14 protein-coding genes are annotated in these 15,718 nt (G+C 70.7%); 6 read left to right on the top strand and 8 right to left on the bottom strand.

Annotated features, from left to right (window positions below; all coding sequences use genetic code 11):
- The first annotated feature begins 2 nt into the window (after positions 1–2).
- From ABD999_RS14450 to hisC, 4 genes are read left to right on the top strand one after another with little or no spacing between them, the layout of a single operon-like run.
- Positions 3–1,094 carry a glycosyltransferase gene (locus ABD999_RS14450; protein WP_148036216.1) on the top strand — a complete coding sequence of 364 codons (1,092 nt, stop codon included), beginning with the start codon at positions 3–5 and terminating at the stop codon, positions 1,092–1,094.
- Positions 1,095–1,104: 10 nt separating this feature from the next.
- Positions 1,105–2,898 (top strand): DUF4434 domain-containing protein, encoded by a 1,794-nt coding sequence (locus ABD999_RS14445; protein WP_271278356.1) that lies wholly within the window; start codon positions 1,105–1,107, stop codon positions 2,896–2,898.
- Positions 2,899–2,936: 38 nt separating this feature from the next.
- Positions 2,937–3,602 carry an NUDIX hydrolase gene (locus tag ABD999_RS14440; RefSeq protein WP_271278355.1) on the top strand — a complete coding sequence of 222 codons (666 nt, stop codon included), beginning with the start codon at positions 2,937–2,939 and terminating at the stop codon, positions 3,600–3,602.
- A 45-nt stretch (positions 3,603–3,647) separates the two neighbouring features.
- Positions 3,648–4,709, top strand: a complete 1,062-nt coding sequence (gene hisC, locus ABD999_RS14435; protein WP_148036219.1) for a histidinol-phosphate transaminase — start codon at positions 3,648–3,650, stop codon at positions 4,707–4,709.
- On the opposite strand, the gene ABD999_RS14430 is transcribed toward hisC, so the two are convergent.
- From ABD999_RS14430 to purD, 5 genes are all read right to left on the bottom strand, one after another.
- Positions 4,696–5,643 (bottom strand): EamA family transporter, encoded by a 948-nt coding sequence (locus ABD999_RS14430; RefSeq protein ID WP_148036220.1) that lies wholly within the window; start codon positions 5,641–5,643, stop codon positions 4,696–4,698. The two genes, hisC and ABD999_RS14430, sit on opposite strands and share 14 nt — an antisense overlap.
- Positions 5,644–5,916: 273 nt before the next feature.
- The gene (locus ABD999_RS14425; RefSeq protein WP_219545485.1) at positions 5,917–7,206 is read right to left on the bottom strand and encodes a GTP cyclohydrolase IIa; all 1,290 of its coding nucleotides are present in this window, start codon (positions 7,204–7,206) and stop codon (positions 5,917–5,919) included.
- Between the two features lie 201 nt (positions 7,207–7,407).
- Positions 7,408–8,673, bottom strand: a complete 1,266-nt coding sequence (murA, locus tag ABD999_RS14420) for a UDP-N-acetylglucosamine 1-carboxyvinyltransferase (protein WP_148036222.1) — start codon at positions 8,671–8,673, stop codon at positions 7,408–7,410.
- 78 nt (positions 8,674–8,751) lie between these two features.
- On the bottom strand, positions 8,752–9,588 hold the full coding sequence (locus ABD999_RS14415; RefSeq protein WP_271278354.1) for a phosphoribosylaminoimidazolesuccinocarboxamide synthase: 837 nt from the start codon (positions 9,586–9,588) through the stop codon (positions 8,752–8,754).
- Complete coding sequence (purD, locus tag ABD999_RS14410; protein ID WP_271278353.1) at positions 9,585–10,799, bottom strand: phosphoribosylamine--glycine ligase; 1,215 nt, start codon at positions 10,797–10,799, stop codon at positions 9,585–9,587. The genes ABD999_RS14415 and purD overlap by 4 nt, the downstream gene beginning before the upstream one ends.
- Positions 10,800–11,294: 495 nt before the next feature.
- Here purD and corA point away from each other — a divergent pair, with 495 nt between their 5' ends.
- Positions 11,295–12,305, top strand: coding sequence for a magnesium/cobalt transporter CorA (gene corA / locus ABD999_RS14405; RefSeq protein ID WP_261809017.1), 1,011 nt, complete (start codon positions 11,295–11,297; stop codon positions 12,303–12,305).
- Here the strand turns inward: corA and ABD999_RS14400 are convergent, their stop codons facing one another.
- Positions 12,306–13,211 (bottom strand): glycerophosphodiester phosphodiesterase family protein, encoded by a 906-nt coding sequence (locus ABD999_RS14400; RefSeq protein ID WP_148036226.1) that lies wholly within the window; start codon positions 13,209–13,211, stop codon positions 12,306–12,308.
- A 55-nt stretch (positions 13,212–13,266) separates the two neighbouring features.
- Entirely contained in the window at positions 13,267–13,635 is a 369-nt protein-coding gene (locus tag ABD999_RS14395; RefSeq protein WP_271278352.1) for a GNAT family N-acetyltransferase, read from the bottom strand.
- Between the two features lie 85 nt (positions 13,636–13,720).
- Between ABD999_RS14395 and ABD999_RS14390 the strand changes: the two genes are divergently transcribed.
- Positions 13,721–14,368 carry a GNAT family N-acetyltransferase gene (locus ABD999_RS14390; RefSeq protein WP_271278351.1) on the top strand — a complete coding sequence of 216 codons (648 nt, stop codon included), beginning with the start codon at positions 13,721–13,723 and terminating at the stop codon, positions 14,366–14,368.
- 7 nt (positions 14,369–14,375) lie between these two features.
- Here ABD999_RS14390 and ABD999_RS14385 read toward each other — a convergent pair whose 3' ends face one another.
- Entirely contained in the window at positions 14,376–15,659 is a 1,284-nt protein-coding gene (locus ABD999_RS14385) for an adenylosuccinate synthase (protein ID WP_148036228.1), read from the bottom strand.
- Between the last annotated feature and the right edge of the window lie 59 nt (positions 15,660–15,718).

The raw sequence follows: 15,718 nt of genomic DNA, 5'->3' as shown, positions 1-15,718 counted from the left end.
GCGTGCACGTGCTCGTCATGACGGTGGTGCATAACCCCGAGGACGCGAGGATCCTGCACCGGCAGATCCGCGCCCTGGTGGATGCCGGTCATGAGGTCACGTACGCCGCCTCCTACACCGCCCACGGAGTCGTCCCCCGTCCCTGGGTGACCGGCGTCGACCTGCCCAGAGCGGTGCAGCGTAAGCGGATCTCCGCCATGTGGGCCGCGCGCAGGCTGTTCAAGCGCATGCGCGACAAGGTCGACCTGGCCCTCATCCACGACCCCGAGCTGCTGTTCGCCGTCTGGGGGATGCGCAACCGGCCGCCGGTCGTGTGGGACGTGCACGAGGACACCCCGGCCACGCTCTCGCTCAAGCCGTGGCTGCCGTCTCTGCTGCGCCCGCCCGTACGGTTCCTCGCCCGGATGCTGGAGAGCATCGCCGAGCGCAACCTGCACCTGCTGCTGGCCGAGACCGCGTACGCGGGCCGGTTCAAGCACGCCCACCTGATCGTGCCCAACGAGACCTGGGTGCCCGACTCGGTCACCCCGCCGGGCGACGACCGGATCGTCTACCTGGGCTGGCTGTCCAGGGCCCGCGGCGTGTTCGAGGCGATCGAGGTGGCCCGGCTGCTCCAGCCGTACCGGGTGGCCGTCGAGCTGATCGGCTACGCCGACCCGCAGAGCCGCCTGGTGCTCAACAAGGCCGTGCACGACGGCGTGCTGGAGTGGCGCGACTTCATGCCGAACGACGAGGCGCTCAAGCGGCTCGACGGCGCGCTGGCCGGCCTGTCGCTGCTGCACGACGAGCCGAACTACCGCCACTCCATGCCCACCAAGATCATCGAGTACATGGCGCACGGCATCCCCGTCATCACCACCCCCTCACCCCGCGCCGTCGAGCTGGTCGACCGCTACGAGAGCGGCGTCGTGGTGCCGTGGGAGGACCCGAAGGCGGTGGCCCAGGCCGTGCTGACCCTCAGGGACGACGTGCGCGAGCGCCGTGCCCAGGGCGCGCGCGGCTACGCCGCCGCCCGCGCCAACCACCACTGGCCCAACTCGGCCAAGCGATTCGTCGCCCAGCTCGAAGCTTGGGCCGGGGTGAAGCGGCGGTAGGGTTCCCAACGTGCGCTGGCTCTTCGTCCTCCTGGGGGCAGCGATCCTGGCCGCGGTCGCGGCGGTGGTCGTCGTCCTGCCCGTCGGCGACGACGAACCCCTCCAGTCCGCCACCCCACAGGCCGAGGCCTCGCCGACGCGCGTCCAGCCGACGCCGATGGTCAGCGAGTTCACCGACCCCTGTGGAACGTTCGAGACCCAGGAGAAGGCGCCCTACGCCGTCACCGGCTACTGGATCACCCCCACGTCCAACCCGTGCACCTGGCGCAGCCAGCTCCAGGAGATCCACCGCGTCGGCGGCGACACGGTCATCAGGATCGGCTACGGCCTGCAGTTCCGCACCGTCGACCGCAAGGGGCGCGTCAAGACCCGCGACGGCGAGGTCGACTCCCTCTACAAGGCATGCGAGGAGGACGGGGTCAGCTGCTACGAGTCCGCCGAGCGGGACCTCAAGGAGGCGCACCCCGACAACCGCATCGGGCGCGTGTACGTCTACCGCACCGACGAGTCGTTCGGCGACGGCCTGTTCCGGTGTCAGCCCATGGAACGCTCGATCGACGGCGGCAAGCGCACCTACTTCCGCCTCATCGCCCCGCCGGACGGCTCCGACGACCCGACCTGCGACTTCTCCAAGGGCTCCACGTACGATCTGATCCTCATCGCCGGCTCGCCGGAAGACAGCCTGACCAAGCTGCTCGACCTCGGCGACCAGTTCGGCGTGCAGGTCTTCCCCGCGCTGCCGCTGGCGCCGCGCGACCCCGCCAGCCCGATCAGGGCCAACCGCAAGCACATCGGCACCCTCACCACGGTCACCCGCCGCATCCTTCAGGACTACGGCGCGCGCTTCGCCGAGCGGCAGTCGCTCGGCGGCGTCTATCAGCCGTTCGAGGTGCAGATGGCCGACACGCTGGCCGACAACCCCACCCTTGAGGTGTACGCCGACCAGCACCGCATCGTCCGCCAGGAGCTCCCGGGCAAGCCCATCCTGATCAGCCCCTATCTCGACGCCCGCAAGCGCGTCGCCTTCGGCCAGACCCCCGCGCAGGTAGCCGAGGGCTTCAAGGCGCTGGCGCGGACCGGCGTCGGCATCATCGCCCCGCAGGACAGCCGCGGCACCGGCAAGGTCGGCCTCTACTGGCCCGACGAGCGCGGCGACGAGGTGGACGAGCGGCTGCGCCCCCTCGTCGGCGAGACCACCTACAAGACCGCCTACCACGGCTCCACCCGCGACTACTACCGCGAGATGGCGGCGGCCCGCGAGGAGATGATCGAGGGCGGCCACGACGTGCAGCTCTGGGCCAACGTCGAGGCCTTCGAGCCGTCGGGCGACGAGCCCTGCGCGGCCCACGGCACCCGCGGCAAGACCGACAAGAAGCGGCTCGACCAGGCCGTCGCCATGGCGGGCCGCTACGTCCAGAAGATCGTCTCGTACATGTGGAGCGACTTCATGACCTGCGGGTCGCCGTCGGTGGAGTCGGAGATCATGCGCGACTGGCAGCGGCCGATCGCGGTCGACGCCATCCGCCGCGCCCGCGCCCCCGAGGACGGGGTGGAGGTGCGCGGCTACAACCTGAAGGACGGCACCGTCACCGTCGAGTGGTCGGGCGGCACGGCCGACCTGGTCGTCTCCGAGGTGGGCTGGCTGGACGAGGACCCTCTGGACGAGCTGCCCGAGCACATGCAGACGGCCTGGGTGCCCTTCGACTGGAGCCGGGTGCCGTCCGGGGAGTGGGTCCGCATCAAGGTCAAGATCCCGTCCGGGCAGTCGACCAGCGAGCCTCTGCACGTCCGCATCGACGCCTGACGGTCACCAGGTCGTGCGGCAGCGTGTAACGTGCCTGCATGGTCCCGCGCATTCCAGTCAGCGTCGACCTGGTCGTGCTCACGGTCCGTAACCAGGCGCTCAGCGCGCTCACCTGGCGTCGCGACAACCCGCCCTTCCTGCGCCGCTGGTCGCTCTCCGGCGGGTTCATCCAGCTCGACGAGGACCTTCCGGCGGCCGCCCAGCGCATCCTGTCGGAGCGCGCCGGCCTCCCCGGCGCCCCCGTCCACCTGGAGCAGCTCCAGACCTACGGCTATCCCGACCGCGACCCCCGCCAGCGCGTGCTCAGCGTCGCCTACCTCGGCATCGCCCCCGACCTGCCGGCCTCGGAGAAGGCCCACATGAGCTGGCAGCCCGTCGAATCCCTCGCCGTCATGGCCTTCGACCACCGCCGCATCATGCTCGACGGGGTCGAGCGGGCCAGGGCCAAGCTCGAATACACCTCGCTGGGGGCCGCCTTCTGCCCGCCGGAGTTCACGGTGGCCGACCTGCGGAGGGTGTACGAGATCGTCTGGGGCCGCACGCTCGACCCGCGCAACTTCCACCGCAAGGTCACCAAGGCGGAGGGCTTCCTCGTGGAGACGGGCGCCACCACGACCCGCGACGGCGGCCGCCCCGCCAAGCTCTACCGCCGCGGCCCCGCCGAGCTCCTGCACCCCCCGATGCTCCGCTCGCTCAAGGAATGACCAGGGCCGGTGATGCCCTGGCGAGGGCTGGCCTATCGTATGGACATGCCTCGTTTCCGCCCGATCCTCGACACCATGCCGGCCTACAAGCCGGGCAAGGCCGTCATGACGCCCGACGGCCGGTCCTACAAGCTGTCGTCCAACGAGTCGCCCTACGAGCCGTTGCCGTCCGTCGTGGAGGCCATCGCCGAGGGGGCGCGGCTGATCCACCGCTATCCCGATCCGGGGGCGGTCAAGCTGACCGAGGCGATCGCGGAGCGGTTCGGGGTGCCGGCGGAGCACATCGCGCTGGGCGCGGGGTCCGTGACGGTGGCGCAGCAGTTGTTCGAGAGCGTCGGCGACCCGGGCGCCGAGGTGGTCTACGCGTGGCGGTCGTTCGAGGCCTATCCGCTCCTCGCCGACCTGGCCGGGGTGACGTCCGTACGGGTGCCGCTGGCCGGGGAGGACCACGACCTGGACGCCATGGCCGAGGCGATCAACGACCGGACGCGCATGGTGTTCGTGTGCAACCCCAACAACCCGACCGGCACCTCGATCCGCGAGCGTGAGCTGGTGGCGTTCCTGGACCGGGTGCCGGAGCAGGTGCTGGTGGTGCTCGACGAGGCCTACCGTGAGTACGTCCGCGACGAGTCGGTGCCCGACGGCCTCACTCTCTACCGCGACCGGCCGAACGTCTGCGTGCTGCGCACGTTCTCCAAGGCGTACGGGCTCGCGGGGCTGCGCGTCGGCTACGTGGTCGGGCAGGAGCCGGTCGCGGCCGCCGTACGCAAGACGATCATCCCGTTCGCGGTCAACCAGCTCGCCCAGGTGGCGGCCATCGCGTCGCTGGCGGCGGAGGACGAGCTGCTCGAGCGGGTGGAGCGGGTGGTCAAGGAGCGCACCCGGGTCCGCGAGGCGCTCATCGCCCAGGGCTGGGAGGTGCCGCCGACGGAGGCCAACTTCGTCTGGCTGCGGCTGGGCGAGCGCACCATGGACTTCGCCGCGGCCTGCGCCGCCGAGGGCGTCGCGGTGCGGCCGTTCGCGGGGGAGGGCGCCCGGGTCTCCATCGGCGACCCGGAGGCCAACGACGCCTTCCTGACCGCCGCCGCCGCCTTCATGAAGGCGTAGACACCGCCGCGGCCGGCTCGGGGGCCTTCTTGGGGCGTCGCCGCTCCGTCGACACGACCAGGGCGACGCCCACCAGGATCACCAGCCCGCCCAGCAGGATCTGCACGGTCACCTGCTCCTGCAGCACCAGCACGCCGAGGATCACGGCCACGATCGGGTTCACGTACGCGTACGTCGACACCAGCGAGATCGGCGCGTTGCCCAGCAGCCACGTGTAGGCGGTGAACCCGACCAGCGAGCCGATCACGATCAGATACGCGAGCGCGGCCCAGGAGCGGCCGGAGACGAGCGCGGGGTCGAGCCGCTCGCCCGCCACGGCGCCGACGGCGACCATGCCGAGGCCTCCGGCGACCATCTCGACGGTGCTGGCCGCGAACGTGTTGGCCGGCATCGCGATCCGTCCCGACAGGAACGAGCCGACGGACCAGGACGCGGAGGCGAGCAGGATGACCGCGATCCCGGTGGCGCTGCCGCTCGCCCCGCCGCCGCTGAGCGACACGGCCGCCACCCCGGCGAACCCGACCAGCACCCCGGCCAGCGTGAGCACCATCGGCCTGTCGCGTACCGCGATCCTGAACACGACCAGCCAGAGCGGCACGGACGCCACGAGCAGGGCGGCGAGGCCGCTGGAGATGTGCTGCTCGGCGACGGCCACCATGCCGTTGCCGCCCGTCAGCAGCAGGAGCCCGACCAGCGCCGCGCTGCCGAACTGGCGGCGCGTCATCCGGAAGACGGCGGGGCCCTTCCTGATGGCCAGGAACGCGCCCAGCAGCAGCGCCGCGGAGAGGAAGCGGATGGCGCCGCTGAACATGGGCGGCATCGTCTCGATGACGATGGCGATGCCGAGGTAGGTGGAACCCCAGACCACGTAGACGATGCCCAGCGCCGTCCACACGGCGAGCGAGACCCGCCGGTCAGGTGTGTCAGCTGTCATGACTCATGACGATAGTCCTCGCCGCCGACAGAGCGCATGCGGGTATCAGACGTTGAGATGTGGGAACCCCCGGGCTTCGGCCCGGACGGGTGGTGGTCGGCGGGGCGCCCCCAGAACGGTTGGCGCCCCCGTCCGAATCCCATCGATCGGGGGCGACGAAATTCATACCCGTCTCTCCACGCCCCAACCGCGAATCAACCAGAAGTAGACAGTCCATGAACCGGTCCGCCGCCGGAGGGGGGAAGGAAGGGCGGCGGGCCCGGCCCATGGACGTCAGCGGGGCCCCAGCTTCTCCACGATGAGGCGGTAGAGCTGGCGCGGCCGGCCCGGCTGCGGCGTGCGGTTGGGCGGCAACGGCCACGCGAGTCCCTCGTCAACCAGCGTGCGCAGCAGCCGCCGCGCCGTACGCGGCGTCACCCCCAGCATCTTGCCCGCGCCCTCCGCGTCCACCACGGTGTCGCCGCCCTCCAGCTTGGCGGCCAGCCGCGACAGCACCTCCACGCCCTTGGGCTTGAGCGCGGCCGCGCCGGTCGGCGGCATCCGCGGGGCCGGGATGAGCGCCCGGCCCTCCCGGTCGACCGCGAACCCCTGCGCCTGCTTGCCCGCCTGCGTGCGCGCCAGCGCGGCCCGTGCGTGCGACTCGGCGTCGTGGGTGGTGCGACCCATGCCCACACCCACCTCGACCGCCAGCCCCAGCTCGTCGCGGATCCTGGCGGCGAACGGCAGCACCCTGAACCCGTCGGTGGCCGTCGCGACCGATCCTCTGGTGGCGGTCACCAGATAGCTGTGGTCGTCGATCGGCCAGACGGTGGCGTTGATCCGGTTGGCCTCCTGGACCAGCAGCCGGTGCAGCGACAGCCGCAGCTCGTCGCGCCAGTAGCGGGGCGCCGCCCGGCGCACCGGCTCACGCAGCGTCGGCACCTCCACCAGCACGACCGTGAGCTGTGACTCCTCCAGCCGGTGGTGCGCGCCGAGCAGCGCCGCGGTGTGCAGCGCCGTGCGGATGGCCGCCGACGTCGGCCTGATCCTGATGACCGGCACCCCCGCCGCCTGCAGGCGTTCGGCCACGGCGGGAAGGCACGTCAGCGCCCCCGTGGTCGTGCCCTGGCGGGACAGCCGCTCGTGGAAGGCGGCGATCGTGCCGGTGGCGCCCGGCTCGTCGCGGCTGTGCACGTCCGCCGCCGGGATGCCGAGGTCGGTGTACGCCTCCTCGACATCGGCCCGGCTGACCACGTCGACGCTCACCCGCTGCGGGTCGACCCGCGTGTCCAGCGCCGCCTTCGCCAGTGCCGCGATCAACGCCGCCCCGCCGACCTGCACGTACGTGGCGGGCATCGTCAGCACGCCGGAACGCCTTGCCAGGTCGTAGGGCACCGGGCTGGCGAACAGACAGGCGTCGACGCCGGGACCGAGCCGTGTCACCTTGTCGGGCGCTTCCTGCTCGTCGCGATAGGCGGCGGCCACCAGGCGGCAGGGAAGCGGCGCTGCGGCGTGACCCATCAACATGACCCGCTCCACCAGGTCATGAGGTCCGACCACGCCAATGGTGAGATCCGGTGTCATAGCGCCCGGGCGTGACACTCGGGAAGTTTCTTCCGCCCTCTCGACCAATGTTCGTCCCATCCTGCGATCCGTTGCAGTGCTCTCTTTTGGAACGATCGCTCGCGGGGGCCGTAATGTCACGCCCGACTTTTCCGGAAAGACGTTCTGGTTGACCGCCCGAGAAGATGTATCAGCAGCTCAACGGGGTTTTTCCAGCCGTTATCAACGCTCAGAAATCTCTCGTGTAATGTCCGCGCCGAGAGCTCGCATTCGGGGCGCGAGATGTGCGTGACCGCGATCGATGAGGTATCCGGAGTCGATGACGGTCTCGCCATTGGCGGCCAGTCCGGCGAGCACCAGCGCTATACCCGAACGCAGATCGTGAGCGGTTACGCCGGCTCCGGTGAGCGGGGTCGCGCCGCGCACGATCGCCCGGCTGCCGTCGACCTCCACGTTGGCGCCCATCTTGTTGAGCTCGCCCGCCAGCGCGAAGCGGCCGTCGAAGATGCGCTCGTGGATGTAGCTGGTGCCGCCGGCCAGCGCGGCCACCGTCATCATCGGCGACTGGAGGTCGGTGGCGAAGCCGGGATAGGTGTCGGTGATGATGTTGATCGGCCGCAGCGGCCCGTCGCACCGCACCTGCAGCACCGCGCCCTGGCGGGCGAAGTCGACGCCCATCTGCTCCAGCTTGTAGCGCACCACCCCCAGGTCGAGGCCGGTGCCGACGAGGCTCACCTCGCCCTGCGTGATGGCCGCGGCCATGGCGAACACGCCCGCGTCGAGCCGGTCGGGCATCACCGTGTGCTCGACGGCGTGCAGCTCCTCGACGCCCTCGACGGTGATGAAGCCGGTGCCGCCGCCGCTGATCCGCGCGCCCATCTTGGTGAGCATGTCGATCACGTCGAGGACCTCGGGCTCCAGCGCCGCGTTCTCGATGACCGTGGTGCCCTTGGCCAGGGCGGCGGCCATGATGAGGTTCTCGGTGCCGGTATGGGAGGGGGTGTCGAGGTAGAGCGTGGCGCCGGTCAGCCCGGACGCCTTGACGTGGATCACCGTCTCGCCCTCGTCGACCACCGCGCCCAGGCGCTTGTAACCCAGGTAGTGGAAGTCGAGGTTGCGGCTGCCGAGGTTGCAGCCGCCGACGCCTTCCACGATCGCCTCGCCCAGCCGGTGGAGCAGGGCGGGGGTGAAGAGCACCGAGCCGCGGAACCGGCGGGCGATCTCGGCGGGCAGCACCGGGCTGGTCAGCCGGGAGGCGTCGATGACGAGCGTGCGCTCGGACTCGTGCAGCTCGACGTACGCGCCCACGGCCTCGGCCAGCTCGACGGCGCGGCGCACGTCCTCGATGATCGGTACGTTGCGCAGGACGGTGCGGCCTTCGGCCGTGAGCAGAGCCGCACCGATCATCGGCAGCACGGCGTTCTTGGCGCCCTGGATGAAAGCGGTTCCACGCAGGGGGTTGCCACCGCGCACGCGGTAACGGACCATTCGGGCGGCTCCTTGAGAGTTCAGCGTGAGGCTAGGCCCGGCCAACAGTAGCCGGTAACACCACTTGACCCGGCCGAATCATCCTGTAAAGGCAACCCCGGTGATGCGCTCATACGCTTCTCGGTATCGATCGCGGGTGCGTTCGACCACGACATCGGGCAGCCGCGGTGGTGGAGTTCCGGAATCTTTGTCCCATCCCGATTCCGGCGAAGTAAGCCAATCGCGGACATATTGCTTGTCATAGGACGGTTGCGACCGGCCCGGCTCCCATTGGTCGGCCGGCCAGAACCGCGACGAGTCGGGCGTCAGCACCTCGTCGCCCAGCGTCAGCACGCCGTCGGCGTCGTAGCCCAGCTCGATCTTGGTGTCGGCGACGATGATGCCGCGCTCGCGGGCGATCTCCGCCCCCCGCGCGTAGACCGCGAGCGTGATGCGGCGCAGCTCCGCCGCGGTCTCCTCGCCCACCTCCGCGACCACCCGCTCGTACGGGATCGGCTCGTCGTGCTGACCCGCGGGCGCCTTCGTGGACGGCGTGAAGATCGGCTCGGGCAGCCGCGACCCGTCTTCGAGGCCCGGCGGCAGCGGGATGCCCGACACCGCGCCGGTGGCGCGGTATTCGCCCAGCCCGCCACCCGTCAGGTAGCCCCTGGCCACGCACTCGATCTGCACCATCTTGAGCGGCTTCACCAGCACGCTGCGCGTGTCGGGCCCCGCGGACACCACATGGTTGGGCACCACGTCACGCAACTGGTCGAACCACCACAGCGACAGCTGGGTGAGGATGGCGCCCTTGCCGGGGATCTCGGACTCCAGCACGTGGTCGAAGGCCGAGATCCGGTCGGAGGCGACCATCAGCAGCGTCCCCTCGCCGGTCTCGTAGAGGTCGCGGACCTTGCCGGAGTGGAGGTGTCTCATCCGGCGATGTCCGTCCGGTAGTGGGCGCCGCGCATGCGGATCCGCTCGACCAGCTCGTAGGCGTTGCGGCGGGCGGTCTCCTGGTCGGGGCCCGTGCCGACGACGTTGAGCACCCGGCCGCCCGCCGAGACCAGCTCGCCGTCCTTCAGCGCCGTGCCGGCGTGGATCACGTACGCGTCGTCCGTCGGCTCCAGCCCGGTGATCGCGTCGCCCTTGACCGGGGCGGCCGGATAGCCCTCGGCCGCGAGCACCACGGTCACCGCCGCGCCCGGACTGAACACCGGGTCGAGCCCCAGCTCGCCGGTCGCGCACGCCATCAGCAGCCCGCCCAGCGGCGTCTCCAGCCGGTCGAGCAGGACCTGAGTCTCCGGGTCGCCGAACCGGGCGTTGAACTCCACCACCTTCGGGCCCTTGGCGGTCAGCGCCAGCCCCACGTAGAGCACCCCCTGGTAGGGCAGCCCGCGCCGGCCCAGCTCCGCGATCGTCGGGTGCACGACCTCGCGCATCACCTGCTCGGTGAGCCCTTCGGGGAGCCACGGCAGCGGCGTGTAGGCGCCCATGCCGCCCGTGTTGGGGCCCGCGTCGCCGTCGTAGGCGCGCTTGAAGTCCTGGGCCGGCTGGAACGGCACCGCCGTGCTCCCGTCGCAGAGCGCGAAGAGCGACACCTCGGGCCCGTCGAGGAACTCCTCGATCACCACCCGTCCGCACGCCCGCCCGTGGCGCAGCGCCTCCTCCAGGTCGCCGGTGACCACGACGCCCTTGCCGGCGGCCAGGCCGTCGTCCTTGACCACGTACGGGGCCCCGAACTCGGCGCACGCCGCCGCGGCCTCGTCGGGGCTGTCGCACACCCGCGCCTCGGCCGTCGGCACCCCGGCGGCCAGCATGACCTCCTTGGCGAAGGCCTTGGAGCCCTCGATCATCGCCGCCTGCCTGGACGGGCCGAAGCAGGCGATGCCGGCCTCCCGCACGGCGTCGGCCACCCCGGCGACCAGCGGCGCCTCCGGGCCCACGACCACCAGATCCACGCCCAGCCGCTTCGCCAGCCCGGCGACCGCCTCCGGGTCGACGGGATCGACGGCGTGCAGCTCGGCGACCTGCCCGATGCCCGGGTTGCCGGGCGCGCAGTGCACCTCGGTGACCTGCGGATCCAGCCTGAGCGAACGGCAGAGGGCGTGCTCCCGCCCTCCGGAACCAATAACGAGTACGCGCACCCGCCCATTCTCGCAGCCCCGGCGCCCCGCGCCCCCCTCAGCCCCTCGGGGGCTGGATTGGAAGGGCGCGGCGGGGGCAGAAGCAAGCTGCCGGGACATGCCAGAAGGGTCCCGGCTTCTTCGGCAGCTTCTACCGGATCCGGCGGCCGTCAGGCTAGTACAGTCAGGTGCGTTCCCCGCCCCGTGGTAAATTGGGGCGGCTTTATGGCTTCTCGTGTGATTGGAGGTGGTCCGGGATGAATCCTGGTGATCCCAGCAGTACGTGCTCGTTCACGTACATCTCGAATACCCCCGACCACTCCAATCCGGCAGCCTGATCGTGCCTCCACGCATTCCCGTTTTTAAGAGGTGATGTCGCATCACGCGCGTGGAGCGTGCCAGGTCGGGCGGAAAGGGACTGCCATGCGCTCGTCCACGCTTTTCCGTCGCATCAACCGTCACCCCGTTCAGCGGCACCAGCCGCGTCAGCGCCTCCAGACCGTGACCGAGGCGTGCGTGCCACCTGTCGACTCCATCGTGGAGTACGCCGCGTACATCGAGGGCGAGAAGACCCGGGCCGCGGGCATCGTCGAGTCATTGGAGCTGGTCCGCCGGCACAACAGGATCACCGAGGGCGCCAAGGCGTTCGTCTGGGTGGGCCTGCACGAGCCGGCGGCGCCGGAGGTCGAGTGGCTGGCCGAGGTCTTCGGGCTGCATCCGCTCGCCGTCGAGGACGCCGTCAAGGCGCACCAGCGCCCCAAGGTCGAGCGCTACGGCGACTCGATGTTCATGGTGCTGAAGACGATCGCGTACCTCGACAGCGCCGAGCCCGCCGGTGAGATCATCGCCACCGGCGAGATCATGATCTTCCTGGGCCCCGACTTCGTGGTCACCGTGCGCCACGGCGAGCACTGCCCGCTGACGGAGGTGCGCGAGCGCATCGAGGACGGTCCCGACCTGCTGGCCCGCGGCCCCGCCGGGGTGCTGCACGCGATCGCCGACCACGTCGTCGACCGCTACCTCCAGGTCGCCGACCTCATGCAGCTGGAGCTGGAGGACGTCGAGGCCACGGTGTTCGCCGACGTCAGCTCCCGCGACATCAACCGGATCTACCAGCTCAAGCGCGAGATGCTCGACCTGAAGCGGGCGGTCACCCCGCTGCAGGCGCCGCTGGCCGCGCTGCCGCAGCGCCGGGTGATCCCCTCCGACATGCGCGAATACTTCCGCGACGTCGGCGACCACCTGGCGCGGGTGTGCGAGCAGGTGGAGTCGTCCAACGAGCTGTGCAGCTCGATCCTGCAGGCCGCGCTGGCCCGCTCGAACGCGCTGGCCAACGAGGACATGCGCAAGATCTCGTCCTGGGTGGCCATCCTGGCGGTGCCGACGATGATCGCCGGGATCTACGGCATGAACTTCGACTTCATGCCCGAGACCCGCCAGGTGTGGGGCTATCCCGCGGTGCTGGCCGTGATGGTCACGGTGTGCGTGCTGCTGCACCGCGGCTTCCGCCGCAACGGCTGGCTCTAGTCAGACGCCGACCGGCTTGAGCGGCCCGACCGGCTCGGGCAGCTCAAGCCCGCGCTCCCGCCACAGCTCGCGCATCCGGTCGGGATAGTCGGTGACGATCCCGGAGACGCCGAGGTCGAGCATGCGGGCGCCGAGCGCGGTGTCGTTGACGGTCCAGACGGCGACGTCGAGCCCCGCCGCGGCGGCCTGGGCCATGAGCCGCTCGTCGACCATCACGTGCTCGGGCGAGAGCGTGGTGGCGCCGGCGGCGCGGGCGGCGGCGGGGACGTCGTCGCCGAGCGGGCCGTTCCAGCCGAGGGTGTCGAGCTCGACCAGCGCGAAGCGCCGGACGTCGGGCGCCAGCTCGGCCACCCGCGAGATGATCCGCCAGTCGAAGCTCAGGATCGCCGCGTTGTGCAGCCTGCCGTGCCGGTCGAGCTCGTCGAGCACCAGCTCGGCGAACTCCTCGGGGGCGGCCGACAGCGCGGGCCGCGTCGGGTCGGACTTCAGCTCGATGTGCAGCCGTACGCCCGCCGCCTGGTAGGCGTTGACCAGCCCGAGCACGGCCCCGAGCGTGGGCATGCGGGTCTCGGGCATCGCCACCTGGGTCAGCGCGAACGGGTCCTGCGGATGGCGCGGGAAGCGCACCCCCACGTCGAGGGTGCGGAGCTGCGCGAGGGTGAGCGAGTTGATCGGTTTTCCGACGTACGGGAAAGCCGGGTCGTCCGGCGTGACCGGTCGCGTGTCGGCGCTCGTGACGGCGGAGACCGTCAGGTCGTGCGTGAGCACGAGCCGGCGATCGGCGGTGAGCGCGACGTCGAGCTCCAGAGCGTGCACCCCGAGCTCCATCGTCCGGCTCATTCCGGGCAGCGTGTTCTCGGGCCAGAGGCCCCTCGCCCCCCGATGACCATGTATCTCAACGCGCACACCGGGACCCTATCTGGCGCGGGCCGTGTTCAGGCAGTGCCACGCCCGACCGGAGCTACGGCCGGCCGAATTCCCAGGTGTGGACGGCCTGGTCCTCGTCATCGGCCGGTCTGTCGTCCTCGCCGGTGGCCGTCCACAGCCCCTGGCAGCCCCGCTCGCGGGCCAGCCGGGCGAGCGCGGTGACCAGTGACCGGCCGATGCCGCGGCCGCGGAAGCGGTCGTCCACGGAGAGCTCGTACAGGAACATCTCGGTGCCCTTGCCGGGGTGCGTCATCTCCACCCCGGTCACCATCCCCGCGGGGAACCCGTCCACGTAGGCGACGAGGAGATGGCAGCCCTCGTCCGCGAACCTCTGGGGAGCCGCGTCGAAGAGGTGACCGGCCTCCTCGACGGCCTCGGACCGGGTGACGCGACGGATGTCCATGGGAGGAGGTTAAGCAGGCGTTACCCCACTGTGCACCCAGTTTTTTGGCAAAAAATACAACAATATTGCAATAAGCTGAGCAACTATGACCAAGGCTCTCGAATCCACCCGGCTCGACACCGTACGGGCCTGGGTGGACGGGTGGACGGTCTCGCGCGGCACCCCGCCGCCCGTGACCGAGCCCTGGGGGCTGCGGGTGGACACCGGCCTGCCCGGCCACGTCGCCCGCCACGTCGTCCCCGACCCGACGCCCGCCCTCATCCAGCGGCTGACGTCCGCGATCAAGGTGCCAGGCACCTGGCTGAAGCTCTGCGCCCCGGCCGAGCTGATCGCCCCCTGGCTGCCTCCGGGCTGGGCCATCGACCCGCCCGAGTATCTGATGACCGGCACGCTCACCCGCGAGCACGCGGCGGCGCCGCCCGGCTACACGCTGGCCGTGACCACCCGGGCCGGCGTCACCGTCGCCCGCCTGCTGACCGACGCGGGCGAGATAGCGGCCCGCGGCCAGCTCGCCACGGCCGGCTGGGCCGCCGTGGTGGACCGGGTCGAGACCGCCGAGAACCACCGCCGCCGCGGCCTGGGCGTCGTCGTCATGAAGACGCTCGCCGCCACCGCCGTCTCCCGGGGCGCCACCACAGGTGTCCTGGTGGCCACCCCGGAGGGCAGGAAGCTCTACGAGAGCCTCGGCTGGCGGCTCCGCTCACCCATGACGGCGGCGGTCTTCACCGGCTGACCGCTGGTCAGACCAGGGAACGGATCACCAGGGTCTGGTCGCGGCCCGGGCCCACGCCGATCGCGGAGATGGGCGCGCCGCTCATCTCCTCCAGCGCGCGCACGTACGCCTGGGCGTTCGGCGGCAGGTCCTCGAACGTCTTGGCGCCCGTGATGTCCTCCTGCCAGCCCGGCAGCTCCTCGTAGATCGGCTTGGCGTGGTGGAACTCCGTCTGCGTCATCGGGATCTCGTCGTGCCGCGTCCCGTCGACGTCGTACGCCACGCACACCGGGATCCGCTCCAGGCCGGACAGCACGTCCAGCTTGGTGAGGAAGAAGTCCGTGACGCCGTTGATCCGGGTGGCGTAGCGGGCGATCACCGCGTCGAACCAGCCACAGCGCCGGTTCCTGCCGGTCGTGACGCCGTACTCGCCGCCCGTCCGGCGCAGCCACTCGCCCATCTCGTCCTCCAGCTCCGTCGGGAACGGACCGGAGCCGACACGGGTGGTGTAGGCCTTGAGGATGCCGATCACCTTCGTGAGCCGGTTCGGCGGGATGCCCGCGCCGGCGCAGGCGCCGCCCGAGGTGGGCGAGGAGGAGGTGACGAACGGGTAGGTGCCGTGGTCGATGTCGAGGAGCGTGCCCTGACCGCCCTCCAGCAGCACGAACTTGTCCTCGTCCAGCGCCTTGCTCAGCACCAGGGAGGTATCGGCGATGTGCGGCTTGAGCCGCTCGGCGTAGCCGAGATACTCCTCGACGACCGCGTCGGCCTCGATGCCGCGCCGGTTGTAGACCTTGGTGAGCACCTGGTTCTTCTCGCCCAGCGCAACCTCGATCTTCTTGGCCAGGATGCCGGGGTCGAGCAGGTCCTGCACCCGCACCCCGACCCGGTAGATCTTGTCGCCGTAGGCCGGGCCGATGCCGCGGCCGGTCGTACCGATCTTGGCCTTGCCCAGGTAGCGCTCGGTCACCTTGTCGAGCGCCTTGTGGTGAGGCATGATCAGGTGCGCGTTGGCCGAGATGAGCAGCCGCTCGGCGGAGATGCCCCGCTTGGCCAGGCCGTCGATCTCGCCCAGCAGCACCCCTGGGTCGATCACGACACCGTTGCCGATCACCGGCACCACGTGTGGCGACAGGATGCCCGTGGGCAGCAGGTGCAGCGCGTATTTCTGGTCGCCGATGACCACGGTGTGGCCCGCGTTGTTGCCACCCTGATAACGGACGACGTAGTCGACGTCGCCACCGAGCAGGTCGGTGGCCTTGCCCTTGCCCTCATCGCCCCATTGGGCACCCACGAGAACGGCAGCCGGCATGGTGAAGTCTCCCGAACACAAAACGAAACCCCTGGCGCAAGCGCGACAGGGGCTCTTGC

It is taken from the genome of Nonomuraea ferruginea (genome assembly GCF_039540635.1).
Taxonomy (GTDB): domain Bacteria; phylum Actinomycetota; class Actinomycetes; order Streptosporangiales; family Streptosporangiaceae; genus Nonomuraea; species Nonomuraea ferruginea.
This window is presented reverse-complemented; position numbering and strand designations above follow the sequence as displayed.